General features: G+C 62.1%; 11 protein-coding genes and 1 pseudogene. 10 read left to right on the forward strand and 2 right to left on the reverse strand.

Annotated elements, in window-relative coordinates; all coding sequences use genetic code 11:
• Positions 1-2124, reverse strand: a complete 2124-nt coding sequence (locus tag KVH01_RS25255; RefSeq protein ID WP_318836587.1) for a TonB-dependent receptor plug domain-containing protein — start codon at positions 2122-2124, stop codon at positions 1-3.
• Between the two features lie 195 nt (positions 2125-2319).
• Here KVH01_RS25255 and KVH01_RS25260 point away from each other — a divergent pair, with 195 nt between their 5' ends.
• The 9 genes from KVH01_RS25260 to KVH01_RS25300 all read left to right on the forward strand — a co-directional run bounded on the left by KVH01_RS25260 (position 2320) and on the right by KVH01_RS25300 (position 10421).
• Positions 2320-3345 (forward strand): NAD(P)H-dependent glycerol-3-phosphate dehydrogenase, encoded by a 1026-nt coding sequence (locus tag KVH01_RS25260; RefSeq protein ID WP_217883298.1) that lies wholly within the window; start codon positions 2320-2322, stop codon positions 3343-3345.
• 7 nt (positions 3346-3352) lie between these two features.
• Positions 3353-3703 carry a DUF4389 domain-containing protein gene (locus KVH01_RS25265; protein ID WP_173664508.1) on the forward strand — a complete coding sequence of 117 codons (351 nt, stop codon included), beginning with the start codon at positions 3353-3355 and terminating at the stop codon, positions 3701-3703.
• The gene (sixA, locus tag KVH01_RS25270; protein ID WP_043051246.1) at positions 3700-4149 is read left to right on the forward strand and encodes a phosphohistidine phosphatase SixA; all 450 of its coding nucleotides are present in this window, start codon (positions 3700-3702) and stop codon (positions 4147-4149) included. Before KVH01_RS25265 ends, sixA begins: the two co-directional genes overlap by 4 nt.
• Positions 4150-4487: 338 nt before the next feature.
• Complete coding sequence (locus KVH01_RS25275) at positions 4488-6137, forward strand: AMP-binding protein (RefSeq protein ID WP_217883299.1); 1650 nt, start codon at positions 4488-4490, stop codon at positions 6135-6137.
• A 30-nt stretch (positions 6138-6167) separates the two neighbouring features.
• Positions 6168-6611, forward strand: coding sequence for a hotdog fold thioesterase (locus tag KVH01_RS25280; protein ID WP_043051244.1), 444 nt, complete (start codon positions 6168-6170; stop codon positions 6609-6611).
• A gap of 97 nt (positions 6612-6708) precedes the next feature.
• Positions 6709-7512, forward strand: a complete 804-nt coding sequence (locus KVH01_RS25285; protein ID WP_043051243.1) for an alpha/beta fold hydrolase — start codon at positions 6709-6711, stop codon at positions 7510-7512.
• Entirely contained in the window at positions 7509-8363 is an 855-nt protein-coding gene (locus KVH01_RS25290; RefSeq protein WP_217883300.1) for an alpha/beta fold hydrolase, read from the forward strand. The genes KVH01_RS25285 and KVH01_RS25290 overlap by 4 nt, the downstream gene beginning before the upstream one ends.
• A gap of 102 nt (positions 8364-8465) precedes the next feature.
• Entirely contained in the window at positions 8466-9284 is an 819-nt protein-coding gene (locus tag KVH01_RS25295; protein ID WP_217883301.1) for a DUF4892 domain-containing protein, read from the forward strand.
• 72 nt (positions 9285-9356) lie between these two features.
• Entirely contained in the window at positions 9357-10421 is a 1065-nt protein-coding gene (locus KVH01_RS25300) for an AI-2E family transporter (RefSeq protein ID WP_043051240.1), read from the forward strand.
• 5 nt (positions 10422-10426) lie between these two features.
• On the opposite strand, the pseudogene KVH01_RS30710 reads toward KVH01_RS25300, so the two are convergent.
• Positions 10427-10557 (reverse strand): annotated as a pseudogene (locus KVH01_RS30710) (two-component sensor histidine kinase); the annotation flags it as partial.
• 126 nt (positions 10558-10683) lie between these two features.
• Here KVH01_RS30710 and pyrF point away from each other — a divergent pair.
• Entirely contained in the window at positions 10684-11382 is a 699-nt protein-coding gene (gene pyrF, locus KVH01_RS25305; RefSeq protein ID WP_043051239.1) for an orotidine-5'-phosphate decarboxylase, read from the forward strand.
• The last annotated feature ends 576 nt before the right edge of the window (positions 11383-11958 follow it).

Genomic DNA, 11958 nt, shown 5'->3' on the forward strand with positions numbered 1-11958 from the left:
TCAGAAATCCAGCTCCGCGCTGAAATAGAGGACATGACGATGATCGTAGTTATTGTCGGCCCAGGTGGTGGGCTGGTTATCGAGGCGTTGTTGGAGCATGCCGGCCAGCTCCACATTGGTTTTGGCCACCGCAATGCGCTTGGCCACCCGCAAGTCCACACGTTGGAAGCGATATTGATTGAGTGCGTCGTCGCCATAATAGAACACTGCGCTGGACCAGCCCTGGCCCCATTCACGCAGCCATCCGGCCGAGCCGCTGTTGCGGGCGGTTTGCGCCTTGTCCAACGGGTTGCTTGAAGAGGCGTCGACATAAGCATAGGTCAGGCGCAGTCGGTCGGCGTTGCTCACGCGCCAGTCCAACTGTGATTCTGCCCCGGTAAAGCGCGAGCTGTTGGCGTTGCTGGCGATGTATTGGTTGTTGCGCAGTGGCGAGCTGATCATGTCGGTGATTTCGTCATAGAACAGCTTCACGTCGACATTCAGCCCCAGGTCGGCAAAGAAACCGTTGTAGCCCAGCTCTCTTGAGCGCATCAGTTCTTTGTCGAGGTTGCCGGGACCGCGCGTCACGACAAAATATTGCCCGGAGTTTTGCCCATAGGTCGGGGAGCTTAGATTGGTGACGCGGTAGCTCCAGTTGACGTTGTTCTCGAACATGTCCGGCGAGCGGACCGCCTCGGAGTAAACCGCCCGCAAGCCATGGCGCGGGTTGATCAGATAATTGACCGCCACCCGCGGCGTCAGGGAGTGGCCGCTCAGGTGGGTGTCTTCGTACATGGCGCCGCCTTGCAGCAGCCAGTGTTCGCTGGGCCGCCATTCCAGCTGGCCGAACAGGCGCCAGGTGGTGTCGTCCAGTGTGCCGTTGAAGTAAGTGTCCGAGTCGGCGCGGTCGTAGCGGTAATTAAAGCCGGTGAGCAGGCGCAGGCTATCGGACAGGCTGAGGGTGTCCTGCAGTTCCAGGTCGTAGCGGCTTTCCCGGGTACTTTGGTCGATATCACCGCAGACGTTGTCCTTGCCACCCTGGTGTTTCCACTGATCGAGCACTTGGTTGGCCAATGCCTGTTCAGCGGCGCTGCCGGGCGGGGCGGAGCCTTGGCTATAGGTCTCCATGTTGCGTGCCAACCGTTCGGCGTAGTTGGGGTTGAGCTGCCACAATTGAGTCAGCTGCGGGCTGAATGAGACCTTGGCATCACAGGCTTTCCAGATTTGCCGACGGTCCCATTGCTGCGCTGATCCTTGGATGTACAGGCTGTGGTCGGGGTTGAAATCGACGTTCCAGCGTAGTGAGCCCGCGTAGTCCTTGGCAGTAATGTCGGAGTTGCTGCCGTGTTCGCTAATACCATCAAATACCGGCGTGTAGGTATATGGGCGCTGGTTGGTGCCTTCCTTGACGTTCAGCTGCCAGTCGAGGCTCTGTTGCGCGTTCAGGGTCTGGCTCACCGCCAGGCTGAAACGGTTGAGGCGCCGCCCATCACGGCGGTCGGCGCCGACGGCATTACTGTCAAAACCGTCGTCCTGTTGCCCGGACAGCGACAGGCGCAAATCGCCGGTCTCCCATCCCACGCCCTGGCTGGCATAGAAGTCGTTGATCCCGCGTTCGCCACGTGTAACCTTCATGCGAGAGCCGTGACTGTTGGTGGGGGAGCGAGTGAGGATATTCACCACCGCCATCAGCGCATTGGCGCCATAGCTGACGGTATTGGGGCCACGAAATACCTCGATGCGCTCGATATCTTCCATGGCCACCGGAATATCGCTCCAGTCCACAGTGGCCAGGCCGGCGCGATACACCGAGCGACCATCGATCAACACCTGCATGCGCCGTGCATCACTGGCGCTGGTGCCGTGGTAGTTCACCGACGCCTGGTTGCCAGTGGTGTAGCCGACCATCATCCCGGGTACCAGCCGCAGCAGTTCCGAGACGTCCCGGGCGCCACTGGCCTTGATCAACTCGCTGTCGATCACCGTCATGCTGCCGGGCACGGCGGCGGCCGATTGCTTGAGGCGTGTGGCGGTCAATACCTGCGGCAGCGGCTGGCCGTCGAGAAACAGATCGTCAGCCAGTGCAGGCAGGCTGCACAACAGCATCAACAAAAGTGATGAGCGAGGAGGAGGGCCCAGATACACGGCGCGGCCTTGTTAATGACGGATAGCCGCCCATGTTAACCGAGGCGGGGCTATTTGCCAGTCGTCGGGTTTGTAATTACTTCGCACAGGCGTGGCATTTTCCGACAGGCGTGCCAATTGATACGGGGGCTGGCCGCAAGCGGGGCGCCCCGTATAATGCCGGCATCGCCACTGCTATGGATTAACGGATTGCATATGACAGAACAGCGCCCTATCGCGGTCCTGGGAGGCGGAAGTTTTGGTACCGCCGTGGCTAACCTGCTGGCCGAGAACGGCCAGACAGTGCGTCAGTGGATGCGCGACCCCGAGCAGGCCGAAGCGATTCGCGTGCATCGTGAAAACCCCCGTTACCTTAAAGGCATCAAGATTCATGCGGCGGTCGAGCCGGTCACCGACCTGCTGGAGACCCTCACGGCCTGCGACCTGTGCTTTGTCGCGTTGCCCTCCAGCGCCTTGCGCTCGGTGCTCGCCCCCCATGCCGAACGCCTGGCAGGCAAGCTGCTTGTCAGCCTGACCAAGGGCATCGAGGCGCACACGTTCAAGCTGATGAGTGAAATCCTCACGGAGATTGCACCTCAGGCGCGCATTGGTGTGCTGTCCGGGCCGAACCTGGCGCGGGAAGTCGCTGAGCACGCCCTGACGGCCACGGTGGTCGCCAGCGAAGACGAAGCCTTGTGCGAGCGCGTGCAGGCGGTGTTGCATGGCCGTACGTTCCGGGTCTATGCCAGCGCCGACCGTTTTGGCGTCGAACTGGGCGGCGCGCTGAAAAACGTCTACGCGATCATCGCCGGCATGGCCGTGGCCCTGGGCATGGGGGAAAACACCAAGAGTATGTTGATTACCCGTGCCCTCGCCGAGATGACCCGCTTTGCGGTAAACCAGGGCGCTAACCCTATGACGTTCCTCGGCCTGGCAGGCGTGGGCGACTTGATTGTCACCTGTTCATCGCCCAAGAGCCGTAACTATCAGGTCGGGTTTGCCCTGGGCCAGGGCCTGAGCCTTGAGGAGGCGGTGACGCGCCTGGGCGAAGTGGCCGAAGGGGTCAACACCCTGAAGGTATTGAAAGCCAAGGCCCAGGAAGTCGGTGTGTACATGCCGCTGGTCGCCGGGCTGCACGCGATCCTGTTCGAAGGGCGCACCTTGGACCAGGTCATCGAGTTGTTAATGCGGGCCGAGCCCAAGACCGACGTCGACTTTATTTCCACCAGTGGTTTCAACTGAGGAACGCATCATGAACGATCCGAAAGCCGCCCCCAAATACGAGTCGATTGCCTTGCGTGTCCTGTGGATGCTGGTATTCGCGCTGGTGTGGCAGGTGGCGCAATTGCTGCTCGGCGCGCTGGTAGTGGTGCAGCTGGTTTACCGTTTGATCTACGGCGCACCTAACCTGGGCCTGATGAACTTTGGTGACAGCCTCAGCCAGTTCCTCGCGCAGATCGGCCGCTTCGGCAGCTTCCACACCGAGCAAAAACCCTGGCCGTTCGCCGATTGGCCGGCCCCGCGTGCCCCGGAAGGCGAAGCCGCTCACAGCGTGCCACCGGCTCCGCACCCCGTGCGTGATGAAGAGCCAAAGCTATGAAGTTGTGGATTCTGCGCCACGGTGAGGCCCAAGGGCACGCCCGCACCGACGCCGAACGTAACCTCACCGAGCATGGGCGCGCCGAAGTATTGCGCAGCGCGGCGCACCTGATTGGCCAGCCCCTCAGCGCCATCATTGCCAGCCCCTATGTGCGGGCGCAGCAGACGGCGCAATTGGTGCGCGAAGCGTTGGCGTTTGAGCCGGACATCCGCACGGTGCCGTGGCTGACGCCCGACGGTAACCCGCTGCAGGTACTGGAAAACCTCGATACCGACGACAACGTGCTGCTGGTCAGCCACCAACCCCTGGTGGGCAGCCTGATCAGCTTCCTGTTGCACGGGCATCAGCGCCAGCCGCAGCCGATGTACACGGCCAGCCTCGCAGAGCTTGAGGGCGACTTTCCGCTGGCCGGCTTGATGAGCCTGGTCGGTGTGAAGAGTCCCTAATATAGGTATTTACACAGCGTTGGTGCGACGCTGGACCTGTGGCCTGACGACGATCTAAATGTGGGAGGGGGCTTGCCCCGATGGCGGTGGGTCAGCTCCAGATGCATTTGCTGACACTCCCTCATCGGGAGCAAGCCCCCTCCCACATTGGATCTTCACTGTCTTGAGCATGTCGTTCGCTTGACTGGCCGACGCCGCGCCAAAATCATGTTGATGCCTAAGCCCGACGCAGCCTTCTAGCCTATTGCTCCAGCAGGCCGTTGCCTTTGTATGTGCTATACAGTCAACCAAGCAAGTGCTTGGTTGACTGTTTGGCGGATCACAAAGGAGCGCGTCCCATGCCTGTCGCTTTTCGTTTGCCGTTGCAGGTTTTCTTCGAGCGTGAAGCGCGGCACCCGCGCAAGGTCTTTCTGGTGCAACCTATCGAGGGCGGCGAGGTGCAGACCCTGACCTGGGGTGATGTCGGCCACCAGGCCCGGTGCGCCGCCCATTGGCTGCGTGGCCGGGAGTTGCCCCAGGGCTCGCACATCGCCCTGATCTCAAAAAACTGTGCGCACTGGATCATCGCCGACCTGGCCATCTGGATGGCCGGGCATGTCTCGGTGCCGCTCTATCCCAACCTCACCGCCGACTCCGTTGCCCACGTGCTGACCCATTCCGAGGCGGCGTTGGCGTTGATCGGCAAGCTGGATGACTGGCCGGCAATGGCGCCGGGTATTCCAGCGGGTGTGCCGACCATCAGCCTGCCGCTGTGCCCGGCTGGGAGGTTCGATTTCAGTTGGGCGGACCTGCAAGCTTGTTCACCGATCCAGGACAACCCCGAACCTCTTGCCCCGACATTGGCCACCATTGTCTATACCTCCGGGACGACCGGGCTGCCCAAAGGCGTGATGCACACGTTCGGTGCCCTGGGCTTTGCCGCTACTCGCGGCACCGAGTTGTTTGGCCTGGGAGAAGAAGACCGGCTGCTATCCTACCTGCCGCTGTGTCATGTGGCCGAACGCATGTTTGTGGAAATGGCCTCGATCTACACCGGGCAAACCGTGTTTTTTGCGCAAAGCCTGGAGACCTTCCTCACCGATTTGCGCAGGGCACGGCCGACCGCCTTGTTTGGTGTGCCGCGTATCTGGACCAAATTCCAACTGGGGGTCTACGCCAAGCTCCCGGAAAAGCGCCTCGAGACCCTGCTGCGCCTGCCGTTCATCGGCAAGCGCGTGGGCCATAAAGTGCTGGCGGGCCTGGGGCTGGATGCGCTGCGCATTGCCTTGTCCGGCGCGGCACCGGTGCCCGAGGCGCTGTTGCGCTGGTATCAGCGCCTGGGCCTGGATGTGCTGGAGGTGTATGGCATGAGCGAAAACTGTGGTTATTCCCATGTGTGTACCCCGGGTGCACAGAAGCTAGGCTGGATCGGCCTGCCATGCCCTGGCGTGGAAGTGCGCATCGATCCGGCGGGCGAGGTGCAGGTGCGCAGCGGCGCGACCATGCTGGGCTATTTCAAGGACCCGCAGAAAACCGCTGAAACGCTCACCGGGGACGGCTTCCTGCGAACCGGTGACAAGGGCGAGCAGGACGCTGACGGTCGCCTGCGCCTGACCGGGCGCCTCAAGGAAATCTTCAAGACCAGCAAAGGCAAATACGTAGCCCCGGCACCGATTGAAAATCGTCTGGCCGAACATGCGCGCATCGAACAAGTCTGTGTGCTCGGAGAGGGGCTCGCCGCGCCGATTGGGCTTTGTGTGTTGTCGGCGCCGCATGGGGACCACCGAACCCTTGGCGCCGGTCTCGAACATTGGCTGGAACAGGTCAATGCTGCCCTGGATAAACATGAGCGCCTGCGTCAACTGGTGGTGGTGAAAGACAGTTGGGCGGTGGAAAACGGCTTCCTGACCCCGACCTTGAAGATCAAGCGCAACGTGATCGAGTCGACGTACGGGGCACATTTGCAGGCATGGAGCGCGCGCACCGAAACCGTTCTGTGGCAGGATTAGGCACGTAATAAAATCAACAAGGACAATCCTATGAGCCTGTGGCGCACCCAACCGAATATCGAACAACTCAATGCGATGCAGAAAAACACCATTGGCGAGTTGCTGGATATTCGTTTCGAAAGCTTCGACGACGAATCCCTCACCGCCAGCATGGTGGTCGATCACCGCACCCATCAGCCTTACGGGCTGTTGCACGGCGGCGCCTCGGTGGTGCTGGCCGAGAGTGTCGGCTCCATGGCGGCCTACCTGTGCATCGACGCGAGCAAATTCTATTGCGTGGGCCTGGAGGTCAACGCCAACCACCTGCGCGGTGTGCGCAGCGGGCGGGTAACGGCAGTGGCCAAGGCCATTCATATCGGGCGCACGACCCAGGTGTGGGACATCCGCCTGAGCAGCGACGATGGCAAGGCCAGTTGTATCTCGCGCCTGACTATGGCCGTGGTGCCGCTGGGCGAAAAGCCGCCGGCGCGATAGGCGTGGCGTGAGTGTCATCATTCCTGGCAGTTACGGTCATTGCTGGAGCCTGCCGCCTTAGTGACAATCCACCTCTGTTTTTGTTGATGGAACCTGTATGCCGCAGCACGTGTTTTTTACCCACGCCAATGGCTTTCCATCGGCCACCTACGGCAAGCTGTTTGCCGCCCTGGCCCCGGAATATGCGGTAGCGCATCTGCCGCAGCACGGTCACGACCCCAGGTTCCCGGTGGATGATAACTGGCAGAACCTGGTGGATGAGCTGATCCACCACCTGGAGCAGCAGCCCGAGCCTGTGTGGGGCGTGGGCCATTCCCTCGGAGGCGTGCTGCACCTGCACGCGGCCATGCGTTGCCCGCAGTTGTACCGGGGCGTGGTAATGCTGGATTCGCCGGTGCTGACCCGAGCCGACCGCTGGGTGATCCGTGCCGCCAAGCGTTTTGGCTTTATCGACCGCCTGACGCCGGCTGGGCGCACCCTCGGCCGCCGTGAAGAGTTCTCCGATCTTGATGCTGCACGCAGCTATTTTGCCGGCAAGACCCTGTTTCGTGGCTTCGATCCCGATTGTTTTGACGCGTACCTGCAACATGGCCTGCAGCAAGTGGGCGACCGCCTGCGCCTGCGGTTCGATCCGGCCACCGAAATCAGCATCTATCGCGGCGTGCCCCACACCAGCCCGGGCCAGGTGCGCCAATTGAAGGTGCCGCTGGCGGTGGTGCGTGGGCGCCAGAGTCGTGTGGTGATGCGCCACCATGCCAGCGGCGTCGACCGCCTGCCCATGGGCGAAATGCTCACCATGCCGGGCGGCCATATGTTCCCTCTGGAACGCCCCCAGGACACCGCCACCTTGATCAAGAACCTGTTCGCCCGTTGGCAAGCCCGCGAGCGCAGTTGCGCATGAGCACACCTGTCGAAGAAGTTCGCCTGAGGCTGCCGCACATTGAGTTGGCGGCTCATCTGTTCGGCCCCGAGGATGGCCTGCCGGTGATCGCCCTGCATGGCTGGCTGGACAACGCCAACAGCTTTGCGCGCCTGGCGCCGAAGCTGCATGGGTTGCGTATTGTTGCACTGGATCTGGCGGGGCACGGGCACTCGGACCATCGTCCGGCAGGGGCCGGGTACGCTTTGTGGGATTACGTCTATGACGTGTTGCAAGTGGCTGAACAGCTTGGCTGGAAACGTTTTGCATTACTTGGCCACTCCCTGGGTGCCATCGTCTCCCTGGTGTTGGCCGGGGCCTTGCCGGAGCGTGTGACGCGCCTGGGTTTGATCGATGGCGTGATCCCTCCGACCGCCAGCGCCGAGAACGCGGCCGAACGCCTGGGCATGGCCTTGCAGGCGCAAATGAGCCTGCAAGACAAGCGCAAACCTGTCTACGGCACGCTCGATCGAGCGGTGGAGGCGCGGATGAAGGGCATGGTGGCGGTCAGTCGTGAAGCCGCAGAACTGCTGGCCCAGCGCGGCCTGATGCCAGTGCCGGGCGGTTACACCTGGCGCAGCGACAGCCGCCTGACCTTGGCATCGCCGACGCGCCTGACCGATGAGCAGGCCATGGCTTTCGTAAGGCGCGTAGGTTGCCCTACGCAGTTGGTGGTCGCGTCTGACGGCATGTTGGCGAAACATTCCGAATTGCTTTCCCAGCTTCCCTTCACCGTTACCACGCTGCCAGGCGGCCATCATTTACACCTGAATGACGAGTCCGGCGCCGCTCTTGTTGCAGACTGTTTCAATCGGTTCTTCTCCACGCCTTGACTTGGCGGGGTCAACTGCCGAGGCTGGGCGGATTGAAAGGGAGTCAACCATGTACACACTCAATACCGCTGTCACCCCCATTGGCCAGGACTCATTGATCCGATGAGCCTGGGTAAAGGATATCTCCGGGCCCTTGGCCTTTGCTGTTTCAGCCCCCTGGTGTTCGCCGCTGACGTGCCAGGTAGCCAGGATCTGCCTGCCGTGGCCCGCCAGGTTGACGCGCAGATCGTCGATTATCGCCCCGCCGAAGAAAAGGAACGCATCTACCCCATGGGCGCGATCCGCAAGATCAGCGGCCAGTTGCGCTACGAGGGCCAGGCCACCGCGCGCGGCCAAGCCACTGCAATCACCTATGAACTGCCCGCCGAGCACAGCTCCAGCGCGGCCTTCACGGCAACGCGCGAAGCCTTGCAGGCCAACGGTGCGCAATTGCTGTTCTGGTGCCAGGCCCGCGATTGCGGCGAAAGCAGCCTGTGGGCCAATGAAGTGTTCGGCAACGCCAAGCTGGTGGGGGCCGACGGTCAGCAGGAGTACTTGCTGCTGCGCCTGGCCGCTCCGCAGGACAATTCCCTGATCGCGCTGTACGGCATTACCCGCGGTAACCGTCGCGCTTACCTGCATGTCGAGCAACTCGACGCCAGCGCGCCTTTGGGTAACCTGCTGCCGACTTCGGCCACCCTGTTGCGTGAACTGAAAAGCATCGGCGAGCTGGACTTCCCGGCGCTGGGTGCCGAACCTGACGCCACGTGGCTGACCTTGATTTCCCGCGGCCTGAACCTCGATACCACCTTGCGTATCAGCCTGACCGGGCCGAACGCCGAAGCCTGGCGCCAGGGACTGATCGATGCCGGCGTGCGCGCTGCCCGCCTGGAAACCGGCACCGGTGACGCTAAGGGATTGCACCTGCATCTGATACGCTGACCTTTATCAGGCGAACGGACCCGCGCCGTTCGCCTAAGCTCTCCTCCAATAGCCTTAGTCTCGAGATACCCGATGCTCAATAACGATCGCCTGCTGGTGCAAATCCTGCTGCTGGTGCTGTTCGGTGCCAGCTTCTGGGTCATGGCGCCGTTCTGGTCGGCGCTGTTCTGGGGTGCGGTGCTGGCGTTTGCCAGTTGGCCGCTGATGCGTTTGCTCACGCGTTGGCTGGGCGGCCGCGAGTCCCTTGCCGCCGGCATCCTGACCCTGGGCTGGATGTTGCTGGTGGCGGTGCCGCTGGTATGGCTGGGGTTCAACCTGGCCGACCATGTGCGCGATGCCGTGGCGCTGATCAAGGACATCCAGGTCGACGGCTTGCCCGAGGCGCCGACCTGGCTGGGTTCGATTCCGTTAGTCGGCGAGCGCCTGGTGGGAATGTGGGACAGCATCGATCAACAAGGCGCGGCGCTGATGGTCAGCATCAAGCCGTACCTCGGCCAGGTCGGCAATTGGCTGCTGGCACGCAGTGCGCAAATTGGCGGCGGCATTCTCGAGCTGACCCTGAGCCTGGTCTTCGTATTCTTTTTCTACCGTGACGGGCCGCGCCTGGCGATGTTTGTGCACCGCCTGCTGGAGCGCCTGATCGGCGAGCGCGCCGGCTATTACATCGAACTGGTGGCCGGCACCGTGCAACGGGTGGTCAACGGTGTGATCGGCACCGCAGCGGCCCAGGCCCTGCTGGCCCTGATCGGCTTCCTGATTGCCGGCGTGCCGGGTGCGCTGGTGCTGGGTATTGTCACCTTCCTGCTCAGCCTGATCCCCATGGGCCCGCCGCTGGTGTGGATCCCGGCTACGGCCTGGCTGGCGTGGAAGGGCGACTACACCTACGCCGTATTCCTGGGTGTGTGGGGCACGTTCGTGATCAGCGGCGTGGACAACGTGCTCAAGCCGTACCTGATCAGCCGTGGTGGCAACCTGCCGCTGGTGATCGTGCTGCTGGGCGTGTTTGGTGGCTTGATAGCGTTCGGCTTTATCGGCCTGTTTATCGGCCCGACCTTGCTGGCAGTGGCCTACAGCCTGCTGACCGACTGGAGCGCCACTCAGGCGCAAGTCCGTCGCGAGGACAAACCCTGTAACTGAGGCGTTCAGGCGCGGGGCCGCCACATGACGGTGGTCAGCCCGCCGCCTGTGTTTCTTACAGGCTCAAGCTCGCCGCTTCCCTGGCAATCGTCACGCCCAGGCCGACGCCACCCGAGTTGCGGTTGCGTGAGCGCTCGGATGACCAGCGCGTCGCGGCTGTCTCTCGGGCATTTGATCAGTATTTACCGATCATCGGATCCCGCAACGGCGCTGCTTGCGCTACAATCCGCGCCGATTTCGACTTGCCTGAGAGCCTATTCCAATGTCCGTCTGCCAGACTCCTATCATCGTCGCCCTGGATTACCCCACCCGTGACGCCGCACTGAAGCTGGCTGACCAGTTGGACCCCAAGCTTTGCCGGGTCAAGGTCGGCAAGGAACTGTTCACCAGTTGCGCGGCTGAAATTGTCGGCACCTTGCGCGACAAAGGCTTCGAAGTGTTCCTCGACCTGAAATTCCACGATATTCCCAACACCACGGCGATGGCGGTGAAGGCTGCGGCCGAGATGGGGGTGTGGATGGTCAATGTGCACTGCTCCGGTGGCCTGCGCATGATGAGCGCGTGCCGCGAAGTGCTGGAACAACGCAGCGGTCCGAAACCGCTGCTGATCGGCGTGACTGTGCTGACCAGCATGGAGCGCGAAGACCTGGCCGGCATTGGCCTGGATATCGAGCCCCAGGAGCAGGTCTTGCGCCTGGCGGCCCTGGCGCAGAAAGCCGGCCTGGACGGCCTGGTGTGCTCGGCCCTGGAAGCCCAGGCCCTGAAGAACGCCCACCCCTCGTTGCAACTGGTGACGCCGGGGATTCGCCCGGCGGGCAGTGCCCAGGATGACCAGCGCCGTATCCTGACCCCGCGCCAGGCGTTGGATGCGGGCTCTGACTATCTGGTGATCGGTCGTCCGATCAGCCAGGCGGCGGATCCTGCCAAAGCGTTGGCCGCAGTGGTTGCCGAAATCGCCTGATACTCAAGTGAGCACTGTAAAAAATGTGGGAGTCACCACCACATCTTCGATGTGACGCTGTCGCGCAGCAAACTTGGGAGCTTGCTCCCGGGGCGGCCTGACAGCCGAGCAGGATGTTGGTTTTCGTCCTCGGTACATATCCGTTACTTGGGCAACGGCCACTTATGGTTCCGCTCTTACAGCGGCTCACTTTTGAACAGCCGGAATGCCGGCCCAGGCAAAAGTAAGCAAAACGCTCTTGCCCCACCACTCGGCCCCTCGCCTAGGCTCGGTGTGCCCTCACTCCGGCTTCAAGCCTGCGTTCGGCCAGCGTGGTTTAACGGGGCGCCTAAGGTCAAAAGCAAGATCAAGAGCGACTCGCTGCGCATCGCAGATACGCCGGCGGCGCTTTTGCTTTTCTGTAGGAGCGAGCTTGCTCGCGAAAAACCTGAGAACGCCGCGTTCTTTCTGGTTTCCCGTGTCATCGTTAACGACCTTCGCGGGCAAGCCCGCTCCCACAGGGGTACTCGCACGCTTCAACGATCAGGTCGGCTATAAGGCCGCCTCGCTGTGTTTTTGATCTTAGGCGCCCCGTTA

The sequence above is a fragment of the Pseudomonas khavaziana genome, from assembly GCF_019145205.1.
GTDB classification, from domain to species: Bacteria; Pseudomonadota; Gammaproteobacteria; order Pseudomonadales; family Pseudomonadaceae; genus Aquipseudomonas; species Aquipseudomonas khavaziana.

Bases quoted from the DNA above. Each gene is read 5' to 3' on its own strand.
- KVH01_RS25260 (WP_217883298.1), top strand. From the start codon at position 2,320: ATGACAGAACAGCGCCCTATCGCGGTCCTGGGAGGCGGAAGTTTTGGT.
- sixA (WP_043051246.1), top strand. From the start codon at position 3,700: ATGAAGTTGTGGATTCTGCGCCACGGTGAGGCCCAAGGGCACGCCCGC.
- KVH01_RS25275 (WP_217883299.1), top strand. From the start codon at position 4,488: ATGCCTGTCGCTTTTCGTTTGCCGTTGCAGGTTTTCTTCGAGCGTGAA.
- KVH01_RS25280 (WP_043051244.1), top strand. From the start codon at position 6,168: ATGAGCCTGTGGCGCACCCAACCGAATATCGAACAACTCAATGCGATG.
- KVH01_RS25285 (WP_043051243.1), top strand. From the start codon at position 6,709: ATGCCGCAGCACGTGTTTTTTACCCACGCCAATGGCTTTCCATCGGCC.
- KVH01_RS25290 (WP_217883300.1), top strand. From the start codon at position 7,509: ATGAGCACACCTGTCGAAGAAGTTCGCCTGAGGCTGCCGCACATTGAG.
- KVH01_RS25295 (WP_217883301.1), top strand. From the start codon at position 8,466: ATGAGCCTGGGTAAAGGATATCTCCGGGCCCTTGGCCTTTGCTGTTTC.
- KVH01_RS25300 (WP_043051240.1), top strand. From the start codon at position 9,357: ATGCTCAATAACGATCGCCTGCTGGTGCAAATCCTGCTGCTGGTGCTG.
- pyrF (WP_043051239.1), top strand. From the start codon at position 10,684: ATGTCCGTCTGCCAGACTCCTATCATCGTCGCCCTGGATTACCCCACC.